This window comes from Lutimonas saemankumensis, assembly GCF_020171465.1.
Lineage (GTDB): Bacteria > Bacteroidota > Bacteroidia > Flavobacteriales > Flavobacteriaceae > Lutimonas > Lutimonas saemankumensis.
Map to the genome: position 1 here is coordinate 1,141,083 of NZ_JAIUZR010000003.1, position 24,306 is coordinate 1,165,388.

Genomic DNA, 24,306 nt, shown 5'->3' on the forward strand with positions numbered 1-24,306 from the left:
TTACATACTGTGAAATTCTACAAGGTTTGCTTCGTAGTATTGCTCTCCCAATTTATCAAGCAAATTTCTAATAACGTTTGAATCCCCGTCAATGGCCAGTGCCGAATAACCAATCTTGTTTCTTTTTCCCAATCTCAAATCAATAATATTGATATTTTTTGAGGCCAGTGCAGATAAAAGAATCAATAGAACCCCAGGGGAATTTTCATGTTTTGTAAGAATCATCTTTGAGCTTAAGGCTATTTTTAACTCAACGCCATCCATCTCATACAAATAAACTCCCTCTCCGTAAAAATTAGGCAATTGGGTTTTCTCCTTATGAGAAAGTTCCAAAAAGGTCGACTGATCTGTACCATATACAAAATCGATCGCATTTTTTACATTTCCATTATCCTGTTCAAGTGTCAACCAGGCGACAGCAGTACCGTCATTATTGGAATGCAGCCTGGCTGTTTCAACGTTTACCCCTTCTGAAGCCAGTGAATTGAAAAGAGAAGATAAAACACCGGGTCGATCAAGATGCTTGGAAAATAAACCCTGCACGTTATTTTTACTCGCGACGGGAGTTTCATTGGATACGGTTATCGATTTATTTCCTTTTCTGATTCGGACCGCATTATAATCCCCCATTCCGGTAGCATTCTTGTAAATATCAATAAATTCCGAAAATGATCCTCCGAATGAAAAGTCTGGAATTATTCTTCTGCTTCCGTGATGAAAACGTTGATTCAAAAGTTCAATACCCTTGTTCAAAATGGTGTACTTCACCTTAAGTTCGTGATCGTCAAAAATGGTTCTTTTTTCAGGAATCAACTTCGAAAAACTCACATACTGCTCGTAACCCGCCTTATAAATGTATTCCAGGCTTTCTCTAAAATTAATACCGTAATAGCGCACATGGTGGGTATCAGTTCCCACGGATACTGGAATTTGTAATTCAAGGGCCCTCTTTAAAATATTCTGTGACGGATAAACGCCAACGCCCTTAAAATCCCCCGCCATATTCACATCAAGGGCCAGGTCCCTGTCTGCAATGATCTCCAGTAATGTTCTAAATTTATTGGCCAAAGGATGAGAACTGGTTTCAAAATTCTTCAAAACCTCGGGAACCTCAACATTTAATTTAGGAAGGTCTATGTGGCCTACCACTTGTATCATATCACCGAAACATTCAATCATTTCGATCATTTCGTTAATATATCCGTTCCAGTAGGCCTCAAGGGAACCTCGCAATTTCAATAACTCAAGAGCTTCTTCCTTTGATCCGTCATAAGGCAGACCTTCCGGAGCAAAATGCACCGATCCAATTACAAAATCAGCGTCCTCTGCCTGAAATATTTTAGATCGACTCCACAAAAGTCCAAGGTCAGGGCCCATCCATTCAAGTTCAACTCCATACTTTATATTGATCTTGTCCGCGTACTTTTTTCTAAGATTTGCAATGCGCTTTGGATAATTGATATAAGACCTGTCTCCACGTATAAACTTTATGTTCGTGTCTCTTTCCGCGAGATATCTGAAATTGGTCAGACGAGGAGAATGAATGATAAACGTAATGCTTGGATGATTTTGTTCAATAGCCTTGTCTACAATATCTTCCAGTTTATCAATTCCATGTTTCACATGATCATTCTCGGTCCCGGCATGTATCCCATGTGTTTCCCAAATAAAATCGTTGAGTTTCTTCATTTCGACTTTTCCGATAATTACTTTTGCTTATCGGTGCAAACATAAGAATTGCAATGCAAAATAAATATTGAATTGAACATAAATTTGAACTATTTAAAGTGTTAAAATCTTCTTGTTACGAATAATTTTATAATCCAACGTATAATTTGGTAAATCAATAGCTCATGAAGATAGGAATTCCATCAAATAGTTTTAACTTCTAACCTCTTATTTTATCCAGTAACTCATTTAGTTTAGCAGCCTCAGTTTCCGATAACCTACTAATATATTTATCAAATTCGGACATATCGATAGTATCGAGAAGTTTTAACCCTTTGTCCGATATTTTAACATAAACGACCCTCCTGTCATTTTCACATCTTGTTCTTACTATCAATTTCTTCTCGCAGAGTTTATCCATTAATCTCGTCGAGTTAGGCGATTTCTGAATCATTCTTTGCTTCACCTGATTTACTGAAATCTCCTTTTGCGATCCTCTGAGAATTCTCAAAATATTGTATTGTTGCTCTGAAATATTAAATGGTTTCAATATTTCGGTTCCTATTTGATCGAGCCAGTTTGAGGTATATTTGATATTCAGCAAGGCTTTTAAACGATCGCTGGAGAATGAGGAATTTATTTCTTTGGCAAAATCTCCCATATCAAAGACTTTCTGAGAAATCCGAAACCAGTCCTTTAATTTTTTCCTTGAGCACGGGGTTTACTATTTCTCCATCCACAAAATTTTCATTGAATGACGGAAAAGTAGAATAACCAATAATGTTTCCTCCGTTACGTGGAAATCTGCTGAGTGCTATTTCCATAACTGACTGCCCTCCCCTTGCTCCGGGAGATGTACTAAGCAAGAGCATTGGCTTATTTCTCCAGACTTTAGATTCCATTCTTGATAACCAATCAAAAGCATTTTTAAAGGCGGCGCTGTAAGCACCATTATGCTCTGCAAGTGAAACTACGAATCCGTCAGACGATTCCACTTGATTATTCAATCTTACCAGGTCATCCGGAAAACCCGACTCCTTTTCTATATCTATTGAAAACAAAGGAAGCTCATAATCATTTAGATCAATGTGATTTAATTCAACATCCTTGATCATTTGCCCCGTGTATTCTGCAAGTTTCTTGTTTATGGAAGCCTTACTGCTGCTCCCACCAATAGTCAATACTTTTTTCATTTTTTTCTGTTTCAATTTTGTTAATGATGCAAAGATAAACAATTATTTTAAATATTTACCATGGTATATATTTACATGGTATATTTTTAATTATTATTGATGCGTATTTTGTATTTTAGCCCTCTAATCAGATTGAAAAAGATGGATCTCAACTTCAATATTAATGAAGATCACAACAAATTGCTAACCTCTCAATTACGAAAAAAACTTTCGAGAGTGCATAAAGGTGGCGGAGATGGAAGAATAGCAAAACTCCATGCCGCAGGAAAAATGTCTGCCAGGGAACGAATTGACTTTCTTTTTGATCAACCTGAAAATGCCATTGAAATTGGAGCTTTTGCGGGAGAAGGAATGTACAAGGACCAAGGTGGATGTCCCGCTGGAGGCGTTGTAGTCAAAATAGGTTTTATCAAAGGTAAACAATGTATTGTTGTAGCTAATGATGCAACGGTAAAAGCTGGAGCCTGGTTTCCCATCACAGCAAAGAAAAACCTCAGGGCTCAGGAAATCGCCATGGAAAACAAACTTCCTATTATCTACCTCGTGGATAGTGCAGGAGTTTTTCTGCCGATGCAGGATGAAATTTTTCCTGATAAAGAACATTTTGGCAGGATTTTTAGAAATAATGCCATTATGAGCAGTATGGGGATCACCCAGATAGCTGCGGTTATGGGAAGTTGTGTAGCCGGGGGCGCCTATTTGCCGATTATGAGCGATGAGTCAATAATCGTAGATAAAACCGGAAGTATTTTTCTTGCGGGAAGCTACCTGGTAAAAGCAGCAATAGGTGAATTGATTGAGAATGAAAAATTAGGAGGTGCGACTACACATACCGAGATTTCAGGAGTTTGCGATTATAAAGCCAAAGATGACAAGGATGCCCTGAAGACGATCATTAACATCATCGATAAAATAGGAGATTCGGAATCTGCAGGTTTTAACCGTATCGACCCGCAGAATCCCAGGGATAACATTTCAAACGTTTTTGGATTACTTCCTAAAGAAAGGTCTGCCCAGTATGATATGAAAAAGATCATTCGATGCATGGTTGACAACTCTGAAATGCAGGAGTATAAAGCGAATTATGGAAAGACTCTCATTTGTGCCTATGCAAGAATCGATGGATGGGCCGTTGGAATTGTGGCCAATCAGCGTAAGGTTCTGAAAAATGCAAAGGGAGAAATGCAGTTTGGAGGAGTTATATATTCTGACAGTGCCGATAAGGCAACAAGGTTTATTTCGAATTGTAATCAGAAAAAAATCCCATTGGTTTTTCTCCAGGATGTAACGGGTTTTATGGTTGGAAGTAAATCAGAGCACGGAGGAATTATAAAGGACGGTGCAAAAATGGTGAATGCGGTGAGTAATTCAGTTGTTCCTAAATTCACAGTGATCATTGGGAATAGTTATGGTGCCGGAAATTACGCAATGTGTGGAAAAGCCTATGACCCCAGACTGATTGTTGCATGGCCAAGTGCCGAACTTGCAGTCATGGGCGGCGAACAAGCCGCAAAGGTCCTCTTACAGATAGAGACGGCAACTTTAAAAAAACAAGGTCAGAAAATTACCAAGGAAAAAGAAAACGAAATTCTCCAGACCATTACCCAGCGTTATAAGGAGCAGGTTTCTCCTTATTATGCCGCTTCAAGGTTATGGACCGATGCCATTATCGATCCGAAGGATACCCGACATTGGATCAGCATGGGTATAAAGGCTGCTGATCAGGCACCGATAGAAAAACCATTTAACCTTGGTGTGATACAAGTTTAATAACACAATTTTTACAGAATAATATGGGAAGAGCATTCGAATTCAGGAAGGCCCGAAAAATGAAACGTTGGTCCGCAATGGCTAAAACATTTACCAGAATTGGAAAGGATATAGTGATGGCTGTTAAAGAAGGCGGTCCCAACCCCGATACCAATTCTCGTTTAAGAGCCGTTATTCAAAATGCCAAGGCTGCAAATATGCCAAAGGATAATGTTGAGCGTGCCATAAAAAAAGCGAGTGATAAAAATACCGCGAATTACAAGGAGGTACTTTTTGAGGGATATGCACCCCACGGAATTGCCATTTTAGTTGAAACCGCCACGGATAACAATAATCGGACGGTGGCCAATGTGAGGGCGGCCTTTAATAAATGTGACGGCACCTTTGGAACGTCAGGATCCGTTGTTTTTATGTTTGATCATACCTGTAACTTCAGAATCAATGCGGAGGGGTTGAAAATGGATCTGGAAGAGTTTGAGCTTGAACTTATTGATTATGATGTTGAAGAAGTTTTTGAGGATGAAGATGGAATTCTGATCTATGCACCTTTTGAGCAATTTGGAGCGATTCAAAAATATCTTGAGGAGAATGAGCTTGAAATTTTGTCTTCTGGATTTGAGCGAATTCCAACAACAACCAAAAAACTCAGTGAAGATGAGCAGGCAGATGTTGAAAAACTTCTTGAGCGTTTGGAAGAAGAAGATGACGTTCAAAATGTTTATCACTCCATGGAACTAAATTAACCCTACAAGTTTGATTAAGAGCTATTTGTTGCAATGAAGCAAAAGTATAACTTAGATAAGATCAGCCATGCAGCCCAATGGGTTTTAAAGAACTGTAAATCAAGAATTTTGTTGTTTGATGGCCCAATGGGAAGTGGAAAAACGACATTGATCAAGGAAATATCCAAACAATTAGAAGTAAATGATGTAACCAGTTCACCTACCTTCTCTCTGGTTAATGAATATCTATCGAACACCGGAGAAACGGTATATCATTTTGATTTTTACAGAATAGAAGATGAAGAAGAAGCTTTTGATATGGGTATTGAAGAATACCTTGACAGTGGCGCCTGGTGTTTCATCGAATGGCCGGACAAAGTTCAAAATTTATTACCTTTAGAGTCGGATGTTATTAAATTGACCATTAACAAGGATAACAGCCGCACTATAGAAATCAGCTAAAATGCCCAAACAACTATCACCATTCAGTCGAGAAGAACTGATGCCCAAACCTGAAATGCTTGAGGTAAAGAAGCATAAAGATGAATTATACATCGGTATTCCCAAGGAAACGCATTTTGATGAAAAAAGAATTTGTCTGACTCCAAACGCCGTTGCAGCACTTACGTCTAACGGCCACAGGATTGTCGTTGAGTCTGGTGCGGGAGACGGAACCAACTACACGGATCAGGAATATTCGGAGGCCGGTGCTAAAATCTCTTACAATCCCAATGATGTCTTTGCTTGCAGCATCATTTTAAAGGTAGAACCACCATCTCTTGACGAGGTCAAAATGATCAATCCTCAAAGTGTCCTTATTTCTGCCATGCAGATCAAAACTCAGACAAAGGAGTATTTTAAAGCTTTGGCTGAAAAAAGAATTACTGCTATTGCCTTTGATTATATTCAGGATAATCATGGAATTTATCCTTTGGTAAAATCCCTGAGTGAAATTGCCGGAACGGCTTCGGTACTCATTGCGGCTGAAATTATGAATAATAATAATCTGGGTAATGGACTTTTATTGGGGAATATAGGTGGTGTTCCTCCCAGTAAAGTGGTCATCATTGGTGCCGGAACCGTATGTGAATTTGCAGCGAGATCCGCTTTAGGACTTGGGGCCAGTGTAGAAGTGTTTGACAATTCTCTTACAAAACTTAGAAGTGTTCAACATAAATTGCCACATCCTATAGCTACCTCTACCCTGCAACCCAAAAACCTTACCAAATCACTCGCTGAATGTGATGTGGCCATTGGAGCATTACGCGGTAAGACAAGGACTCCTGTAGTAGCTGATGAGAGCATGGTGGAACAAATGAAAGATGGCGCTGTTATTATTGACGTAAGCATCGATAACGGTGGTTGCTTTGAGACCTCGGAAGTAACAACACACACAAACCCAACCATCGTTAAACATGGAGTGATTCATTACGGTGTTCCGAACATTCCTTCCCGTTATTCAAGAACTGCCTCGGTTTCTATCAGCAATATTTTCACACCTTACCTGCTAAACATAGGAGATATGGGAGGAATTGAGAATGCAGCCCGATTTGACAAAAGTCTTCAGAAAGGAATGTATTTTTACCACGGTATCTTAACCAATAAGCATATTGCCGATTGGTTTGGACTGCCATTTACCGATATCAATTTACTTATATTCTGATTATGGAAGATATGAAAACGCGTTTTACGCTCTATGGCATTGGTTTTGTCATGGGCATTGTGATTGTTTTCTTTTTTCTGGGTGGTAAAAATGCTTCGTGCAACTGGCTTCCCAATGACAGGATTCTCAACATTATTCAGCAGAAGAAAATAAGCTTCAGTCAGGACGTTCGTGAAGAATTGCAATCAAGTGATATAGATAGTCTTCAAATCATGCAGATTATAAAAACCGGTGAAATCGATTTTTCAAAAAGCAGGGTAAAAAATGATCCTTGCAGGAATTATTGGATTCAAGGAGGAGCTACCGATTCAAGAATGATCATAACCGTTGATGTATGCGATTCCACGGCAATCGTAAACAGCCTTCAGCTCCTTGATAAAAAATAATAAATGCCGGTAAAATATATTTACCGACATTTATCAAATAACTAACCACAATTTCTTAATAGCTGCTTACACTTCCGGAACCACTAACTTTTATATCCTCAACGGGAGGGTTCCCTTTGTATTTTATGTCACCAGAGCCAGATATTCTTGCCATAATTTCTTTCTGGACATTCGTCCCGATCGACCCGGAACCTGAAATCTTTAATTCTGCCTTTTCCGTAACCAGATCGTAAGCATCAATATCTCCGGAGCCTGCTACTTTTGCGTCAAACTGTGTCGAAGTTCCGCTTAGTTCCATATCTCCTGAACCTGAAATCGCTGCGCCAATTTTAGTGGCATCGGCCGATATTTTAATATCTCCGGATCCGGCAATGGCCAATCCTAAATTTTCAGTAACGATCTTATCCTTTCCTATTATATCTCCTGAACCTGCCAGAGCCAGTCCGCTTAAATCGTTAAAATGAACGGTTAATACTGTATTTTTGGTGGTTTTGATATTAACACCTTTCTTCCATTTTATTTTCAATGAACCGTCTTTTACTTCGGTAATCAGGTAAGGTTCCAGATTCTCTTCTACCGTAATTTCAATTTTACCTTCCTGGCCCTTTACAAGAAATACGTCAAATGAACCGGATACTCCTACTCCATCAAAATTTCCAACGTTTCTTGTCTTCTCTATGACCTTTCCATTTCCCTTGACCTTCTGTGCATACCCCATTCCTAATGAAAGGAAAAATACGAATGTGAATACTATTGTTTTAAAAATTAAGTTTTTCATTATTGGTTTGATTTTAATTGTTATATAATTTTACTCCGCCGTATTCAGAAGAAATATCTACAACGGAACCGGAATTCTGACTCTTCACGTAGCCTTCAAAATACTTAGATTGTGATTTTATGATCTTCTTTTGATAATTGATTCCCTCTCCATTGTAATCAAACCCGCCATAGCTTAATTCAACCTTGAAGTCAAATGCAATATCATCATCAAGTCCGACTTTAATACCTGCATAATCTGAATGAACATATAATTCTCTGAATCCTTTCATCATTTTATCCACCTTGATACTGCCGTAATCTGCCTGAATGCGCAATTTATTTTTAATGGTTCCGAATCTCATGGTCAAATAATCTCCGTTTCCTTCAATGCTGGCCGCCTTGTCAACCTCAATTTTTCCATAATCACATACAAATTTCAGCTCTTCAACAGACATGAATTCAGAATCTGTATAATCAGCGTTCAAATCAATATTATTTGCTTTCTCCAATCTGAATTTAGAATAATCGGCATTGATACTTCCTCCATTCATATATTCAATCTCTGAATCTGATGTATAATCAATGTTGATACTGTTGTTATTGTGATGCAGACTTCCGATTAAAACTTTACCATAATCGCAATTTATTTCTGCCTGGCCTTTGATCTCGTTCAATGAAATTGTCCCGTAGTCATTGTTCAGGTCAACCTTGTTGGTAACCGGCACTTTCACCTTATAGTCAATTTGATAGCTCATTTTACTTCCTGAGTTCCACCAATTTTTAGACTTGTTGTTAAATTTCGTTTCAGCTGAAACTAAGGACTTACTGCTTTCAAATTCCACATCGATCTTTGACAAACGTTCCACAACTTTGGACTCATTATTTCCAGACACTGTTATAGTTACTTCAATGACCACCTTATTCTGGTCCCAGGAAATAACATCAACATTTCCATACTTGTTTTTAATGTTCAGTGCCGCATCCGCATTTACTGAATATTCCTTTTTGATTGTCTTTGTTTTCTCATAATCCCATTTCTTCTTCCAAGGATTTGCTATACTAAGCATAGGAATCACTAAAAGAATAGCTAATAATAATTGTATCTTATTTTTCATGACTTTTGTTTTATTGTTTTAAACTTTATTTTCCTGAGGCACTAATTCGTTAAATTCCTCGAGTTGATCCATCAAATTCTGCAAGACTAAAAGTCTACTTTGAAAATTTGTTATCATGGCATATATAACACGCTTATCAGCATTGCTTTCCTTGAGCTCTAAAGTCAGCCTCTGATAGTTTGTTTCCAGTAAATCCAATTGTTTAAATGCATCGTCAATGATGCGTTGATTCGATGGGGTTTGCATTGACTTGATCTCTTCCATTTCCTTCTGAATAGTAGCAACATAGAAATTTTGAGTTTCCTCCATTTGAGGAGATATTTCAGCAAGTTCCAACCCTCTGTTCAGATCATTCTGATTGTAATTTCCCATCCAGTATCCAAAGAACAAAAGTACTGAGGCAGCTACCGCCAGAATATACCAGGGAGTACCACCCTTTCTTTGGGATTTTTCTGAGTCTGTTTCAAGTCTTTTTTGAAACCTTTCAAAATGTCCTAAATTTGGTTCCGCAAAATCAAAATTCTCTTTATTCTTCTTAAAATAATCTTCTAAATTCGTTTTCATATCTTTTAATTTAAGACGGATGAATCCATTAATATTTTTCTTAATTTTCGCTTAGCTCTTGAAATTGTCGTTCTGCAATTCTCGTTGCTTATGTTCAGTATTTGAGAAATCTCCTCATTGTCATATCCTTCCACCAAACTTAAAGTCAGCACCGTTCTGTAATTTTCTTTAAGCGCTTTCATTGCTCTGCCTACTTCCTGTACCTTGAGGTTTACATAATCTATTTTTACTTCATTAGTCTGGGATTCTTCTTCATTTTCCAGTTTGTTATCCACCACTTCCAGATTCACTTCCTGAAGCTTGTTTCTTTTCTTTAAAAGTGTAAGGCTTCTATTAATAACAATCCGTTTCAACCATGCTCCAAAAGGCACTTCTCCTTTATATGAATCCAGCTTTGTAAAGGCGTTTAAAAATGCTTCTTGCATTACATCTTCAGCATCAAAAGTATTTTGAAGTATCCTTAAAGCGGTGTTATACATGGCTTTATAATATAATTTATAGATTTCAAACTGCGCTGTTTTACTTCCCTTCGAACAAGCCTGCAGCAAGTCTTTAATATGTTGTTGATCTGTTTGCAATGTTTCTCTTCTATTTTAATGACAATTGATTTTCAAAGGTGTTACACTTTGGTCAATTAAATTTAAACTTTTTTCTAATAAATTTAGAATCAATACATTATATATATAGATCTATACCCTTAATAAGAAATTAAAAAAATGGCACAGGAATTGTCCAATACATAGTGGTGATCTTAGGGATAACGCCTTAACTCACTTTTAATGAGATAATTAAATATTGATAATTAATACAAATTCATTTTAACATTACTCAAGCAATGTCAAAATGGCTTAAAAAGAAGATGAGCAGATCAAAATTTATAAACATTGACAATTTGTCACTTCAGAACATTTTGGATGAAGAAGCGGAATTGATTCCATTGATGACTCCGGAAGATGAGGAGGAAATGCGAAAAGAAGATGTTCCGGAAGAATTACCCATTTTACCACTGAGAAATACGGTTCTTTTCCCCGGGGTTGTAATCCCTATAACGGCGGGCAGAGATCAATCCATCAAATTGATAAAAGAAGCCAATAAGGGTGATAAAACTATTGGGGTAGTAGCTCAAAAGAATGAAGGAACTGAAAATCCGGGAATGGATGATATCTTTAAAGTAGGTACCGTTGCTAGAATCCTGAAAATTTTAAAAATGCCTGATGGTAATACCATGGTAGTACTTCAGGGTAAAAAACGATTCGAAATCGACCGTCTGACACAGGAGAGGCCTTATTTAAAGGCTCTGGTAAAAGAAGTTGTAGAAGAAGTTCCTTCTGTAACGGATAGTGAATTCAAGGCGATCATAGATTCTATCAAAGATATTTCCCTGAGAATTATAAAGGAAAACCCGAACTTACCAACAGAAGCCTCTTTTGCGATTAAGAATATTCAAAGTAATTCCTTTTTGATCAATTTTGTTTCTTCAAATCTGAATCTGACACAAGAGGAAAAACAGGAACTCTTGAATATCAACAGCCTCAAGAGCAGAGCACTCGCCACCTTGAGAAAGATGAATAAAGAACTTCAACGCCTTGAACTCAGCAATGATATCCAGTCTAAGGTTCGTGAAGACATGGATCAACAACAACGGGAATATTATTTGCATCAACAAATGAAAACCATCCAGGAAGAGCTGGGTGGGGTTTCTCATGATGAGGAGATCGAAGAAATGAAGGAGCTGGCCAAGGGTAAAAAATGGAGCAAAGAAGTGGCCACCACATTTGAAAAGGAAATAGGCAGGTTGCAAAGAATGAATCCTCAGGTAGCGGAGTATTCAGTGCAGCGAAACTACCTCGACCTTTTACTTGAACTACCTTGGGAAGAATATTCGACAGATCTGTTTGATTTGAAAAGAGCGCAAAAAATCCTTGACAGGGATCATTATGGGCTTGAAAAGGTTAAAAAAAGGATCATTGAACATTTAGCTGTATTAAAACTTAAAGGAGATATGAAATCTCCGATCATATGTTTGTATGGACCTCCGGGAGTCGGAAAAACCTCATTAGGCAAATCCGTTGCGGAATCATTAGGTAGAAAATACGTAAGAATGTCATTGGGTGGATTACGAGATGAGGCCGAAATAAGGGGCCACAGGAAAACGTACATTGGTGCACTTCCGGGAAGGATCATTCAAAGTATTAAGAAAGCGGAAACCTCGAATCCGGTGTTTGTGCTTGATGAAATTGACAAACTGGGGTCAAGTCACAGTGGTGACCCTTCATCGGCAATGCTTGAAGTCCTGGATCCTGAGCAAAATGCTGAATTTTACGACAATTACCTTGAGGTTGGTTATGACCTTTCAAAAGTAATGTTCATTGCAACGGCCAACAGCTTGTCAACCATTCCATGGGCTTTAAGAGACAGAATGGAAATCATTAATGTGAGCGGATATACCGTGGAGGAAAAGGTTGAAATTGCGAAAAGACATCTGCTTCCAAAATTACTGAAGGAACATGGTCTAAACAGTACTCATTTAAAAATAGCCAAAAAACAATTTGAAAAGGTAGTTACAGGTTATACGCGTGAATCCGGAGTTCGCGGGCTCGAAAAGAAATTGGCTCAAATAGTAAGGTTTGGCGCAAAGTCCATCGCCATGGAGGAGGAATACAATGTGAAAATCACTGATGAGGATATTGAAAATATTCTTGGGCCTTCTCATCTTGAAAGAGATAAATATGAGAACAATGATATTGCAGGGGTGGTAACCGGCCTGGCCTGGACAAGTGTTGGCGGAGATATTCTTTTTATTGAATCCATTCTTTCAAAAGGAAAAGGAAATTTATCCATTACCGGTAATCTTGGCAAGGTTATGAAAGAATCGGCAACGATAGCCCTGGAATACATTAAGGCTAATTTAGAGGAATTCGGAATCGAGTATGAAACTTTGATTAATAACAACATTCATATTCATGTTCCGGAAGGAGCTACACCGAAAGATGGCCCTAGTGCAGGGATTACAATGTTGACCTCACTTGTATCAACATTAACTCAACGTAAAGTGAAAGCCAAACTGGCGATGACAGGAGAGATTACTCTACGTGGTAAGGTCTTGCCTGTTGGGGGTATAAAAGAAAAAATACTGGCAGCGAAAAGGGCCAATATCAAGGAGATCATTTTATGCGACGACAATCGTAAAGATATTGAAGAAATCAATCAGAAATATCTTAAAGGATTAACTTTTCACTATGTCAAAGAAATGAAAGAGGTTATAAATCTGGCCCTGCTTAAGCAAAAAGCGAAAAATTAGATTCTAATAATCATAGATAAATTATCATATTCAAAGGGTTGTTTAATAAAACAACCCTTTTTTGTGTGAAGATAGCTGTCAAAGTAATTTTTTGAACACATTTTACGCAACCTACTGTGTCATTTTTGTGAAATAAATTCCTACTTTTGACCAAAGTAATTCGGACTGATGCAATTTAAACACCCAGAGATTTTATTTTTTTTATTGCTGCTCCTTATCCCCATTCTTATTCACCTTTTTCAGCTTCAAAAATTTCGAAAGGAATATTTTACTAATGTGAAATATCTTAAACAAATCGAATTGGAAACCAGGAAAAGTTCGAAACTAAAAAAACTACTGATATTGATATGCCGAATGCTTGCCCTGGCCATGCTTGTTCTGGCATTCGCTCAACCCTATTTCACAGACAACACGAATAGGCTCAATAGAGAAACCTTGCTTTATCTTGATAATTCTTTGAGCCTCCAGGCAAAAAGTAACGGTGATATTGAAGAGTTTCAGATGGCCAAGAACAGGCTCATAGACAGAATTACTTCTTTTGGTGAAAACATCTCTTTAATAACCAATGACGAGTCCTATGAGGATCTCAGCCCAAAGGAACTCGAAAAAACACTGATAGAACTAAAATTACACCCCATAAAAAAAGAGTTAAATCAAATTTTAAATCAAATCAATTTCCATATAGCGAGAAATGAAAATATTTTATATGAAGTTTATTTAATTTCTGATTTTCAAAAAATTAACGGCTACCCTGACAGTGCATTAATTGATGGTAATCAACAATACAATTTTGTTGACCTTTCCGGAATTAATAAGATGAACTTATCCGTTGACAGTGTCTGGATTGAACCCGGGCCTTCAGATCAAATCACAATTAAATCAAGGCTCAAAAGCTGGCAAAACCAATCAGTGAATCTGGCTGTTTCCTTGCATTTAGGTGAAGAGTTGTTTGGGAAAGCCAATGTAGACATTGAAGAAAATTCAACGATTGAGATCGAATTTAAGGTTCCGGAAAATAAAGTTAATTCAGGAAAAGTAAGTATCAACGACCACCGTATCAATTTCGATAATGAACTCTATTTTGTTATTCCTGAAAAAATAAAGACAAAGGTCATGCTCATTGGTAAACCAGCACCTTTTATTCAAAGAATATACAATAGAAAGGAGTTTGAACTCATAAGCAGCAGCTTATCCGATCTCGATCAAAGTAAAATTCTGGACCAGAACCTAATCATTCTGAATGAGCTGGAATCAATTTCTCGCCCCCTTGTACAAAGTCTTAAAAGTTTTGCAAGAACAAAAGGAAACTTAGTGATCATTCCATCTGATGACATTGATTTCATTGCATATAACCACCTGTTTGAATCTCTGGGTATGGGGAAAATTCTAAGTGCTTTTGAAAATGAAAAAATTTTAAACCGGATAAACTATGATCATCCGTTTTTTAAAAATGTATTTGAGGAGCGTGTTTATAATTTTCAATACCCGATCTTGAAAAACGGCTATATTACGGATCTAAAAGGATCTTCCCCACTGTTGCAATTTAGCGATTTCAATGTATTTGCCTCTGAGTATAATTATTTTAATCAAAAAATTTACTGGCTTTCTTCACCCCTTTCCACAGTCAATAATACTTTTACAGAGTCTCCCCTCATAGTACCTCTTTTTTATAATTTCTCCATAAATCAACAGGATTCCAGATCATTGTTTTACACTATTGGACAACCAAGCGAATTTGCTGTTGAATTCAGCTATTCAGGAGACGAAATCATTAAAATGGTTCGGGATGATAATGAATTCATACCCCTGCAATCAAAGTCAGGAGACATGATACGATTTTCAACCGAGCAGTACCCTCAGGTTCAAGGTATTTACAGTCTTGTCTCAGGAAATACTGAGCTTAAAAAAATGGCCTATAATTATGATCGTAAAGAGAGCGATATGAATTTTAACCCTATGGAGGAATTCGTTTCCAAACATGCCAATATCAAACTTTACGACGGTTTTAATAAGGATTTAGAGGACCGAATTGAAAGGGATAATAATAAAAAATTGTGGCAATTATTTATTATTTTTGCTTTGGTTTTTTTAAGCTTGGAAATACTTCTCCAAAAATTTTTAAAAAACTGAAACTTTAGGTGAGTAGCATCAAAACAGGAAATAAATGAACATACTTCTTAGATCTGCAAAGATCATCGACAAAAACTCAAAGTATCACAATAAGAAAATGGATATTTTGATCAAAAATGGTATGATCTCCGAAATTGGAAAAACACTGGAAGGACCTAAAAACTGCCGAGAAATAAATCTTAAAAACCTGCATGTTTCCATGGGTTGGTTCGATAGCAGTGTTTCTTTGGGAGAGCCAGGCTTTGAGGAAAGAGAGAACATAGAGCACGGACTTGAAGTAGCTGCGAAATCGGGTTTTACAAGGGTTGCTGTCAACCCAAATACAAATCCTTTAATTGATAACAAATCTGCTGTTGAGTTTCTTATTCAAAAAGCAAAGGACTCGGCCGTTGACCTTCATCCCATTGCCAATTTGACTCAGGGAGCCCTGGGAAGAGAAATGGCTGAACTTTATGATATGAAGAATTCAGGAGCCATTGCATTTGGAGATTATAATAAATCCATAGAAAACGCAAACCTGCTCAAAATAGCCCTTTTGTATGTTCAAAATTTTGATGGAATTGTAATGAGTTTTCCACAGGACGAGGGTATTGGAAAGCACGGATTTGTAAATGAAAGTGAAAATACAACAAGACTCGGGCTTAATTCCATTCCAAATCTTTCGGAGGAACTGCAAATTACAAGAGACCTTTCGCTACTTGAATATACAGGTGGAAAACTACATATTCCTACCATATCAACTCATAAAGGAGTTCAGCTTGTGAAAGAAGCCAAGAAAAAAGGACTGGATGTTACCTGCAGCGTTACGGCCCATCATCTTTATCTTACCGATGAAGAGCTAAGTTCTTTTGACACAAACTATAAGGTAAACCCGCCATTAAGGGCAACAAAGGACACTAAAGCCCTTATTAAAGGGATCAAGGAGGGTGTTGTTGATATGATTGTAAGCGACCACAATCCGATCGATATTGAGAATAAAAATGTGGAATTTGAAAATGCTCATTTCGGTACGATTGGAATGGAATCGTTATTCGGCAGTGTTGGTTCAATAATTGATCTTGAGGACGCCATTGTTTGCCTCACTGAAAATCCAAGAAAAAGGTTCGATCTTCCTGTAGGAATTATTGAGGAAGACAACAAGGCTGAACTTACCCTGTTTGACCCGGAAATCGATTATATCTTTGAAGAAAAAAATATCCTTTCAAAGTCCAAGAATTCGGCGTTTTTAGGAAAACAGCTCAAAGGTAGGGCCTATGGAATAATTGCGAACAAGCAACTTATCTTATCATAAACTTCGAATCGATCAATATAGTTTTTAAACTTATCACTATGTATAATCAAACAGTTAAAGAAGGAAAAACAATGGCTATAATAAGTTACATCACAGTTATAGGAACTTTGATAGCGTTTATTATGAACCAGAATAAACACAATTATTTTGCCTCCTTTCACATTCGTCAGGCTCTGGGAATTTTTATCATGTGGCTGATTGTGAATTTCATTCAGCGCTATTCAGATTTTGGTTGGCTGAACACGATATTGGGTATTGGGGTTTTTGTTTTATGGATTTTTGGGTTGCTGGGAGCGATTCAGGGCGAAGAAAAAAGAATTCCTTTATTTGGGGATCAGTTTCAGGAATGGTTTCGTAATATTGGATAATTAACCTTTTTTTGATTTACACCTTTTATGCATACAAAATCCTTGGAATACCTAATACGAAGGCCAAAAATTGAAATTTCCAAACCACCTTTATTGATCATGTTCCATGGCTATGGAAGCAATGAACAAGACCTTTTTTCATTTGCGGAGGAATTACCGGATGAATTGTTGATCATAAGCGCTCGAGCACCTTTATCGATGGGTTTTGGAAGTTATGCCTGGTATACCATACATTTTGATGCTACAACGAGTGATAAATTTTCAGATCTTCCAGAGGCACGATCCGCCTTATCAACAATTGATCTATTTATTGAGGAACTTAAAGCTGAATATGAGATTAATGAAGAGAAAATTTTCCTTTTAGGATTCAGTCAAGGTACTATTCTCAGTATGGCTTATGCCTTAAACCATCCGGATAAAATCAAAAAAGTTATCGCATTAAGTGGTTATATTAATGAGGACCTGATTGAAAAGCCCTTTGAAAAAGAACGATTTAAAGCTTTGGACTTTTTTGTTTCACATGGCACTGTGGATCAGGTGATACCTGTGGAATGGGCCAGAAAAACAGAACCATTTCTCAACAAATTAAAGATTAAGAATGAGTATCACGAATATCCGGTGGGCCATGGTGTGGCCCCGCAGAACTTCTTCGATCTTCAGCGCTGGATAAAAGAGAGATGTAAATAATCATACAAAAATGTGTAAAAAAATCCTTCCCTTAATTCTATGTAGTTTTTTTCTGGTTGTATTTTCCTGTGCTGAAACCTACAATAAAGATTTAATAGTTTTAAACAATATCAATGACAGTCTTAAAACGGTTTATGCTCCCGATAAGAGAGTTGCACGATTTGATATTGGAATTCATTTAAAAAACAATAAGCTTATTCTTGAAGGAGAATCTGATCAACCGCAGGCTGTAGAGGTTTTAGTAGATATGGCTCAAAATCTGGGGTCCGATGTAGAAAATAAAATTAATGTATTGCCAGACAGCACTGTAGGGAAATTTCAATATGCCATTGTAAATAACTCCGTTGCCAATATCAGATCAAAGCCAAAACATTCAGCTGAACTCGCTACACAGGCGGTTTTAGGAACTGAACTTAAAGTGCTAAAAATTAAGGGCGACTTTTATCTGGTTCAAACCCCGGATGGCTATATCTCATGGGTGGACCACGGAGGTGTCAAACTGATGACCCCGGAGGAATTGGAAGTTTGGCACGAGGCTGAAAAGATCATATTTACAAAATCGTATGGCAACGTTTATAAAAACGAAATGAGTGAATTTGAAAAAGTCGGGGACATCGTCTTGGGGAGCCAGCTTGCAGTACTAAAAGAATTTGAGGGTAGTTTTAAGGTCCTCTACCCTGACCAGAGAACAGGATATGTAAAAAAATCCGAATGTTTCCTATTCAACAACTGGATTAATGAAGTACAACCTTCGGGGGACCTTCTTGAGCTATACGCCAGAGAACTCGTTGGGGTTCCTTATTTATGGGGAGGAACCTCCTCAAAAGGAATGGACTGCAGCGGTTTCACCAAAACCGTTTATCTTATGAACGGATTTATTATTCCAAGAGATGCCTCACAGCAAATTATGGCCGGAAATGATATAGATCCCAAACTGGATATGAGTGAACTTAAAAAAGGTGACCTTATGTTTTTTGGAAAAAAAGCTACAGACAGCACGAGGCAAAGGGTAACTCATGTGGGTATCTGGCTGGGCAATGAAAAAGGTGAATTCATTCATGCTTCCGGAAAAGTCAAAATTGGATCAATCAAGCCGGAGTCAGAATATTATGATGCTTTTAACAAGAACAGATATCTTGGAAGCAGAAGGTATCTGGATGCAGAAGATCCCTTGATCATGGACCTAAAAAAAGTCAGCATGATAAGCAAATTAAAATCTTGATCATAAGTATTTACATCAGATAAAAAACCTGTCAATCAGAATTAATTCCACTCCCATCCAAAAGATGTTGTAAATACATAATCGCTGTCGGAAGCATCTTCAACAGGCTTGTTATCATAATTATAGTTAAGTCCTAATCGAATATAAAAATCAAGCGGAAGGTCATACTTCATGTCAAAATTGAAATCAACTCTGTACCGACCACTCTGAGAAAAGCTTGGATAAAGTGCCGCGTTGGTTTGAACACTTAAATCTCCAATAGCGTATTTATTAAATCCAAGGGCCAGGAAACCTTCCGTACTATTCCTGTCAGGAGTATCATTCGAAAAATTCTCTGTAGTATAAGCGAGACCCGCCTTTGCAGAGAAAAACATGGAATTGTTCCTTATAAAATAATAACCTCCACCAAACTGATAGGTTGATCTAAGATCCAGCAATTGTTCATCATTCGACAGGTAAATCGCGTTGGCCTGCAGGAACCAGTCATGTGGTAAATAATATTCTCCTCCTAACTGGGCATCCATCCGATTAATATCAGCGGCCCCGTCCTGACGACTGATTACAGTTTTGTAATAACCCCTGGCCCTCCATTTATAGGCCAGATATGTAGCATCAATATTGGAGGTTACCTGTCTGAAATTGTTCGCTTTCGTTATATTAATCCCCAAATCGATATCAACAGTAAGTCGAGAGAAAAAACCGCTTCCAATAGGCTCAATAAAAACGATTTCATCTAACGCATATTCCGTCTCTACTCCTTCCGCCATTACCTTAACAGTCTTTTCCTTACCGTCAACGCTTTGAATATCTGAAGTAAATCGATCACCATCTTCAACTGAAATAATAAACTGTCCTGAACTATAGATCTCTAAGACTTCACCCCATTTAATTTTAAAATCAGAATCATCGTATGAGGTGCTGAAGGTTAGTATACTGAAATCCATTTTTTCTATGGACCCTACCAGAACATCGTTATTTGACAATTTAATGGAATCCTTTTGGCTAAAAACCAGGGATGTGACGAAAAATAATAAAATGAAGGGTAAGTATTTGGTCATAACTAAGGGGATTTTCAAACAAATATATCAAAAAAATCTAAGCGATTTGAATGTACCAAATATGTAATTAATACTTATTCTCAAGCAATTGTGTTTTCTTGACCCTAACTAATATTTGACCAGATCGATTTGTTTTTCATAATATGCTGAAAGCTCATCCAGGTTTTCTGATGCAATGGATTCAGATGACCATTTTCGGCATAAACTACTTTTTTTGCCGCAGTTCTGGCTTTATACAAAAGTTCCGAATCCTGAACAATATCCGCTATTCTTAAATTTAATATGCCGCTTTGCTGTGTCCCCATTAAATCTCCGGGGCCCCTCAGTTTTAGATCAACCTCAGCAATTTTGAATCCATCATTCGTCTCGACCATCGTTTGTAAACGAGTTTTGGCTTCTTTTGTCAGCTTCATACTCGTCATCAAAATACAATAGCTCTGGTCTGCACCACGCCCTACTCTTCCTCTTAACTGATGAAGCTGGGAGAGGCCAAATCGCTCGGCACTTTCAATAAGCATCAAACTGGCGTTAGGAACATTGACACCTACTTCAATAACCGTTGTAGCCACCATGATCTGCGTCTCGCCTTTCACAAATCTCTGCATCTCATAATCTTTGTCCCTGGGCTTCATTTGTCCATGAACAATACTTATTCTGTAATCCGGTAAGGGAAATTCTCTCGAGATACTATCATAACCATCCATTAGATCCTTATAGTCCAATTGTTCCGATTCCTTGATTAATGGGTAAACAATATAAACCTGCCTTCCTTTTGCAATTTCCTCCCGAATAAATTTAAACACTGACAGCCGGTTACTATCATACCTGTGAATCGTCCGGATGGCTTTTCTGCCCGGGGGCAACTCATCAATTACAGAAATATCGAGATCGCCGTAAACACTCATGGCAAGGGTACGTGGAATAGGTGTGGCTGTCATGACTAAAATATGAGGAGGGAGTTCATTTTTCATCCACATTTTCGCCCTCTGAGCAACTCCAAAACGGTGTTGTTCATCAATGATAGCCAAACCCAGGTTTTCAAATTGAACTTTATCCTCAAACAAGGCATGGGTTCCTATCAAAATATGTAGACTCCCCTCTTCAAGTTCTCTATGAATCATCTTTCTTTCTGAGGTAGAAGATGATCCCGTCAAAAGCCGAACATTAACCCCCATTGGCGCCAACAGTTCAGTTACCGCCGCAAAATGTTGCTGAGCAAGAATTTCCGTTGGAGCTATAAATGCAGACTGATATTCATTATCCAAGGCAATTAACATAGTTAGCACAGCAACTATGGTCTTTCCCGATCCCACATCACCTTGAAGTAATCTGTTCATCTGAGCTCCGGTATTGACATCCCTTCGTATTTCCTTTAGAACTTTTTTCTGGGCCTTGGTCAGGTCAAAAGGAAGGTGCGTTGCATAAAATTCATTAAAATACTTGCCAATACGATCAAAAACAAAGCCCTTGTTTTTGGTTTTACTATTTAGATTCTTGACAATTAGCTGCATTTGAATAAAAAAAAGTTCTTCAAATTTGAGCCTGTAACGTGCTTTGGACAATAGTACCTGACTCTGAGGAAAATGAACATTGAACATGGCTTCATTTTTAGAGATTAACCCCTCTTCCTTTAAAATAACCTGACTCAGGGTTTCATTGTACTTATCTTTTGTTTCAAGAAACAGCTGTTGCTGCATTTTCTGCATCACTCGATTACTTACCCCTTTATTCGAAAGGATTTCCGTTGAACGGTAAACCGGTTGCATTGCACTTTTAAACCCCTTCTTATAATCTTTCAGAAGTTCCATTTCAGGATGAGGCATGTTGAAGAGACCATTGAAGAAATTCACTTTACCAAAGACCACATAAGGCTGGTTCATTTTTAAAGAATCTTTGATCCATTTTACCCCTTTGAACCAAACCAATTCCATTCTTCCGGTATCATCCCCGAACTGAGCCACCAAACGGCTCCCTCTCTTCTGTTTAACCATCTTTACAGCGCTAATCGTTCCAATGATCTGCACTTCGGAACTATTTACCTGAAGCTCCCTGATTTTATAAAATCGAGTGCGATCTATGTACCGATGAGGAAAAAAATTAGCCAGATCAGCATAGGTGAAAATTCCCAGCTCCTTGCCCAATAGCTGAGCTCTCGATGGTCCGACTCCTTTTAAATATGATATAGAGGTTTGAAAGATAATCTGATAGTTATTTATTCCTGTTACGAAAATATAAAACTTAATTCTTTTCCATATTTTTTACTTTTGATTTTTTAATCATTATTTATGTTATCAGATGAGATCATAACTCTATTGGAAGAAAAGGTTTTTGAATACAACAATCCTAAGTTTATAGAATCCGACCCCATTCAGGTACCACACCGTTACACTGTGAAGGAGGATATTGAGATATCGGCATTTTTAACCGCCACTATCGCATGGGGAAACCGCAAAATGATTATCAAAAACGCAGAAAAACTGATGGAACTTATGGGGAATTCTCCCTACGATTTTGTCATGGAATACGAAAAACATAATTCTCCGGATTTTATCCATAGAACGTTTAATTCCACAGATCTTGATTTTTTTCTTACAAGCTTAAAATATATTTACAGGGAACACAAAGGTTTAGAAACAATATTTACGCGTTATGCCTCTCCTGACAACACACAGGTCGCCATACATCAATTTAAAAAGGTCTTTTTTTCAATACCGCATCCTTTAAGAACCATGAAACACGTTTCGGACCCTTTGAAAGGGTCTGCTGCCAAAAGAATCAACATGTTTTTGAGATGGATGGTCCGAAAGGATGAGGCAGGAGTAGATTTTGGACTCTGGAAGGATATTTTACCGGCAGCTCTTTCATGTCCGCTGGATATCCATTCGGGCAATGTGGCCAGAAAACTGGGATTACTGAAAAGAAGGCAAAACGATGCGAAAGCACTTAAAGAACTGGATCTTAATTTACGTGCTTTAGATCCCTCTGATCCGGTTAAATTTGATTTTGCCCTGTTTGGACTCGGAGTATTTGAAAAGTTTTCGTAAATCACTATGCTTTAATTGGCTACCTTTGCATCCCAAAATTTAAAATGTCATGCGTTTACACAGAAATTTAGTCTCAGCGGTTGTTCATGCCCTGGATCTTATTTATAACGAGAATGAATATGCAGACAAAGTGGTACAAAGAACTTTGAAATTAGATAAAAGGTGGGGGTCGAGAGACCGAAAGTTTGTCGCCGAGACCATTTATGACATGGTTCGATGGAAAAGATTGTACAATGAAATAGCGGGAACCAAAGGACATTATACGCGAGAAAACATCTGGAAAAACTTTGCAGTCTGGGCCACTTTAAAAGGCATTGACCTGCCTGACTGGAAACACTTTGAAGGTACACCGACAAGAAGAATAAAAGGAAAATTCGACGAGCTTCAAGGTATAAGGAAATTCAGAGAGTCGATTCCGGACTGGATGGATGAAACGGGCTTTGAAGAATTAGGAGATAAATGGGATAAGGAGTTAAAAGAACTGAATAAACAGGCCCGTGTTATATTGAGGACAAACACCCTGAAAACAACAAAAAAAGAGCTTAAGGCGGCTCTTGAAGCTGAAAGAATAGATACGGAATTTATTCCCGGATATCCTGATGCCCTTGTATTAACAGAAAGAAAAAATGTTTTTTTGACCAAGGCATTTAAAAATGGACTTTTTGAAGTTCAGGACGCATCTTCGCAGCTGGTAGCTCCCTTTCTGGATGTACAACCAGGTCAAAAAGTTGTGGATACCTGTGCAGGTGCAGGAGGAAAAACTCTCCATCTGGCATCACTTATGAAGAATAAAGGTCAGATCATCGCCATGGATATCCATGGTCATAAACTGGCTGAATTAAAAAAACGGGCTAAAAGAGACGGAGCCCATAATATTGAAAACCGTACCATTGAAAATTCAAAGGTGATCAAACGTCTCAAGGGAAAAGCCGACCGTGTTCTGATTGATGCGCCATGCAGCGGTATAGGAGTTTTAAAAAGAAACCCTGATTCTAAATGGAAACTCGACAAAGAATTTTTGGACAGGATCAGAAAAACACAGGCCGAAATTTTGAATCAATATTCATCCATGGTTAAAAAAGGAGGTAAACTGGTTTATGCCACTTGTTCCATTCTTCCTTCTGAAAATGAGAAACAGGTTGAATCGTTCCTATCCGCTCACAAAGACTTTACATTGATAAAAGATAAAAAGGTATCACCTTCAACTTCAGGATTTGACGGATTTTATATGGCTCTTTTGCAAAAAGAGTCATAAAAAGTATCAGAAACAACAATGATTTCTATTCGTTAAAGATTTTATTTAATATTATTAACAATCTCTCCAATTATAATGGGTCAATTGATTAAATTTGCATTTTTCCAAAT

22 protein-coding genes are annotated in these 24,306 nt (G+C 37.7%); 13 read left to right on the forward strand and 9 right to left on the reverse strand.

Annotated features, from left to right (window positions below):
• From LCM02_RS06595 to LCM02_RS06605, 3 genes are all read right to left on the reverse strand, one after another.
• The gene (locus LCM02_RS06595) at positions 1-1,689 is read right to left on the reverse strand and encodes a histidinol-phosphatase HisJ family protein (protein ID WP_224927531.1); all 1,689 of its coding nucleotides are present in this window, start codon (positions 1,687-1,689) and stop codon (positions 1-3) included.
• 199 nt (positions 1,690-1,888) lie between these two features.
• On the reverse strand, positions 1,889-2,329 hold the full coding sequence (locus tag LCM02_RS06600; protein ID WP_224927532.1) for a MarR family winged helix-turn-helix transcriptional regulator: 441 nt from the start codon (positions 2,327-2,329) through the stop codon (positions 1,889-1,891).
• Position 2,330: 1 nt separating this feature from the next.
• Positions 2,331-2,861, reverse strand: coding sequence for an NADPH-dependent FMN reductase (locus LCM02_RS06605; protein WP_224927533.1), 531 nt, complete (start codon positions 2,859-2,861; stop codon positions 2,331-2,333).
• 141 nt (positions 2,862-3,002) lie between these two features.
• On the opposite strand from LCM02_RS06605, the gene LCM02_RS06610 reads away from it, so the two are divergent.
• The 5 genes from LCM02_RS06610 to LCM02_RS06630 are packed head-to-tail and all read left to right on the forward strand — an operon-like array spanning position 3,003 to position 7,402.
• A complete protein-coding gene (locus LCM02_RS06610; RefSeq protein WP_224927791.1) occupies positions 3,003-4,631 on the forward strand; it encodes an acyl-CoA carboxylase subunit beta in 1,629 nt (542 codons plus the stop codon).
• 23 nt (positions 4,632-4,654) lie between these two features.
• A complete protein-coding gene (locus tag LCM02_RS06615) occupies positions 4,655-5,374 on the forward strand; it encodes a YebC/PmpR family DNA-binding transcriptional regulator (protein WP_224927534.1) in 720 nt (239 codons plus the stop codon).
• 33 nt (positions 5,375-5,407) lie between these two features.
• On the forward strand, positions 5,408-5,815 hold the full coding sequence (tsaE, locus tag LCM02_RS06620; protein WP_224927535.1) for a tRNA (adenosine(37)-N6)-threonylcarbamoyltransferase complex ATPase subunit type 1 TsaE: 408 nt from the start codon (positions 5,408-5,410) through the stop codon (positions 5,813-5,815).
• A 1-nt stretch (position 5,816) separates the two neighbouring features.
• Positions 5,817-7,016: an alanine dehydrogenase gene (locus LCM02_RS06625; RefSeq protein WP_224927536.1), complete on the forward strand. Its 1,200-nt coding sequence runs from the start codon at positions 5,817-5,819 to the stop codon at positions 7,014-7,016.
• Between the two features lie 2 nt (positions 7,017-7,018).
• On the forward strand, positions 7,019-7,402 hold the full coding sequence (locus LCM02_RS06630) for a DUF4258 domain-containing protein (RefSeq protein ID WP_224927537.1): 384 nt from the start codon (positions 7,019-7,021) through the stop codon (positions 7,400-7,402).
• Between the two features lie 55 nt (positions 7,403-7,457).
• Here LCM02_RS06630 and LCM02_RS06635 read toward each other — a convergent pair whose 3' ends face one another.
• The 4 genes from LCM02_RS06635 to LCM02_RS06650 are packed head-to-tail and all read right to left on the reverse strand — an operon-like array spanning position 7,458 to position 10,418.
• Entirely contained in the window at positions 7,458-8,180 is a 723-nt protein-coding gene (locus LCM02_RS06635; protein WP_224927538.1) for a head GIN domain-containing protein, read from the reverse strand.
• Positions 8,181-8,193: 13 nt separating this feature from the next.
• Complete coding sequence (locus LCM02_RS06640) at positions 8,194-9,276, reverse strand: hypothetical protein (protein WP_224927539.1); 1,083 nt, start codon at positions 9,274-9,276, stop codon at positions 8,194-8,196.
• A gap of 18 nt (positions 9,277-9,294) precedes the next feature.
• Positions 9,295-9,840, reverse strand: coding sequence for a hypothetical protein (locus tag LCM02_RS06645; protein ID WP_224927540.1), 546 nt, complete (start codon positions 9,838-9,840; stop codon positions 9,295-9,297).
• Positions 9,841-9,845: 5 nt separating this feature from the next.
• Positions 9,846-10,418, reverse strand: coding sequence for an RNA polymerase sigma factor (locus tag LCM02_RS06650; RefSeq protein ID WP_224927541.1), 573 nt, complete (start codon positions 10,416-10,418; stop codon positions 9,846-9,848).
• A 281-nt stretch (positions 10,419-10,699) separates the two neighbouring features.
• Between LCM02_RS06650 and lon the strand changes: the two genes are divergently transcribed.
• The 6 genes from lon to LCM02_RS06680 all read left to right on the forward strand — a co-directional run bounded on the left by lon (position 10,700) and on the right by LCM02_RS06680 (position 18,839).
• Positions 10,700-13,141 (forward strand): endopeptidase La, encoded by a 2,442-nt coding sequence (gene lon, locus LCM02_RS06655; RefSeq protein WP_224927542.1) that lies wholly within the window; start codon positions 10,700-10,702, stop codon positions 13,139-13,141.
• A 168-nt stretch (positions 13,142-13,309) separates the two neighbouring features.
• The gene (locus tag LCM02_RS06660; RefSeq protein WP_224927543.1) at positions 13,310-15,271 is read left to right on the forward strand and encodes a BatA domain-containing protein; all 1,962 of its coding nucleotides are present in this window, start codon (positions 13,310-13,312) and stop codon (positions 15,269-15,271) included.
• A 34-nt stretch (positions 15,272-15,305) separates the two neighbouring features.
• Positions 15,306-16,562: a dihydroorotase gene (locus tag LCM02_RS06665; RefSeq protein WP_224927544.1), complete on the forward strand. Its 1,257-nt coding sequence runs from the start codon at positions 15,306-15,308 to the stop codon at positions 16,560-16,562.
• A gap of 38 nt (positions 16,563-16,600) precedes the next feature.
• Positions 16,601-16,930, forward strand: coding sequence for a DUF4870 domain-containing protein (locus LCM02_RS06670; protein ID WP_224927545.1), 330 nt, complete (start codon positions 16,601-16,603; stop codon positions 16,928-16,930).
• Between the two features lie 27 nt (positions 16,931-16,957).
• Complete coding sequence (locus tag LCM02_RS06675; RefSeq protein ID WP_224927546.1) at positions 16,958-17,617, forward strand: alpha/beta hydrolase; 660 nt, start codon at positions 16,958-16,960, stop codon at positions 17,615-17,617.
• Between the two features lie 10 nt (positions 17,618-17,627).
• Positions 17,628-18,839 carry a C40 family peptidase gene (locus LCM02_RS06680; RefSeq protein ID WP_224927547.1) on the forward strand — a complete coding sequence of 404 codons (1,212 nt, stop codon included), beginning with the start codon at positions 17,628-17,630 and terminating at the stop codon, positions 18,837-18,839.
• A 41-nt stretch (positions 18,840-18,880) separates the two neighbouring features.
• Here LCM02_RS06680 and LCM02_RS06685 read toward each other — a convergent pair whose 3' ends face one another.
• Together LCM02_RS06685 and recG are read right to left on the reverse strand one after the other, a co-directional pair.
• Entirely contained in the window at positions 18,881-19,897 is a 1,017-nt protein-coding gene (locus LCM02_RS06685) for a DUF481 domain-containing protein (protein WP_224927548.1), read from the reverse strand.
• Between the two features lie 104 nt (positions 19,898-20,001).
• Entirely contained in the window at positions 20,002-22,038 is a 2,037-nt protein-coding gene (gene recG / locus LCM02_RS06690; RefSeq protein WP_394369928.1) for an ATP-dependent DNA helicase RecG, read from the reverse strand.
• A gap of 144 nt (positions 22,039-22,182) precedes the next feature.
• Here recG and LCM02_RS06695 point away from each other — a divergent pair, with 144 nt between their 5' ends.
• Positions 22,183-22,941 (forward strand): TIGR02757 family protein, encoded by a 759-nt coding sequence (locus tag LCM02_RS06695; RefSeq protein ID WP_224927549.1) that lies wholly within the window; start codon positions 22,183-22,185, stop codon positions 22,939-22,941.
• A 49-nt stretch (positions 22,942-22,990) separates the two neighbouring features.
• The gene (locus LCM02_RS06700) at positions 22,991-24,196 is read left to right on the forward strand and encodes an RsmB/NOP family class I SAM-dependent RNA methyltransferase (RefSeq protein WP_224927550.1); all 1,206 of its coding nucleotides are present in this window, start codon (positions 22,991-22,993) and stop codon (positions 24,194-24,196) included.
• The last annotated feature ends 110 nt before the right edge of the window (positions 24,197-24,306 follow it).

Coding starts and splice junctions, on each gene's coding strand:
- LCM02_RS06675 (WP_224927546.1), top strand. CDS start 16,958: ATGCATACAAAATCCTTGGAATACCTAATACGAAGGCCAAAAATTGAA.
- LCM02_RS06645 (WP_224927540.1), bottom strand. CDS start 9,840: ATGAAAACGAATTTAGAAGATTATTTTAAGAAGAATAAAGAGAATTTT.
- tsaE (WP_224927535.1), top strand. CDS start 5,408: ATGAAGCAAAAGTATAACTTAGATAAGATCAGCCATGCAGCCCAATGG.
- LCM02_RS06595 (WP_224927531.1), bottom strand. CDS start 1,689: ATGAAGAAACTCAACGATTTTATTTGGGAAACACATGGGATACATGCC.
- LCM02_RS06635 (WP_224927538.1), bottom strand. CDS start 8,180: ATGAAAAACTTAATTTTTAAAACAATAGTATTCACATTCGTATTTTTC.
- LCM02_RS06630 (WP_224927537.1), top strand. CDS start 7,019: ATGGAAGATATGAAAACGCGTTTTACGCTCTATGGCATTGGTTTTGTC.
- lon (WP_224927542.1), top strand. CDS start 10,700: ATGAGCAGATCAAAATTTATAAACATTGACAATTTGTCACTTCAGAAC.
- LCM02_RS06660 (WP_224927543.1), top strand. CDS start 13,310: ATGCAATTTAAACACCCAGAGATTTTATTTTTTTTATTGCTGCTCCTT.
- LCM02_RS06680 (WP_224927547.1), top strand. CDS start 17,628: ATGTGTAAAAAAATCCTTCCCTTAATTCTATGTAGTTTTTTTCTGGTT.
- LCM02_RS06610 (WP_224927791.1), top strand. CDS start 3,003: ATGGATCTCAACTTCAATATTAATGAAGATCACAACAAATTGCTAACC.
- LCM02_RS06640 (WP_224927539.1), bottom strand. CDS start 9,276: ATGAAAAATAAGATACAATTATTATTAGCTATTCTTTTAGTGATTCCT.
- LCM02_RS06670 (WP_224927545.1), top strand. CDS start 16,601: ATGTATAATCAAACAGTTAAAGAAGGAAAAACAATGGCTATAATAAGT.
- LCM02_RS06605 (WP_224927533.1), bottom strand. CDS start 2,861: ATGAAAAAAGTATTGACTATTGGTGGGAGCAGCAGTAAGGCTTCCATA.
- LCM02_RS06685 (WP_224927548.1), bottom strand. CDS start 19,897: ATGACCAAATACTTACCCTTCATTTTATTATTTTTCGTCACATCCCTG.
- LCM02_RS06625 (WP_224927536.1), top strand. CDS start 5,817: ATGCCCAAACAACTATCACCATTCAGTCGAGAAGAACTGATGCCCAAA.
- LCM02_RS06665 (WP_224927544.1), top strand. CDS start 15,306: ATGAACATACTTCTTAGATCTGCAAAGATCATCGACAAAAACTCAAAG.
- LCM02_RS06600 (WP_224927532.1), bottom strand. CDS start 2,329: ATGGGAGATTTTGCCAAAGAAATAAATTCCTCATTCTCCAGCGATCGT.
- LCM02_RS06615 (WP_224927534.1), top strand. CDS start 4,655: ATGGGAAGAGCATTCGAATTCAGGAAGGCCCGAAAAATGAAACGTTGG.
- LCM02_RS06700 (WP_224927550.1), top strand. CDS start 22,991: ATGCGTTTACACAGAAATTTAGTCTCAGCGGTTGTTCATGCCCTGGAT.
- LCM02_RS06695 (WP_224927549.1), top strand. CDS start 22,183: ATGTTATCAGATGAGATCATAACTCTATTGGAAGAAAAGGTTTTTGAA.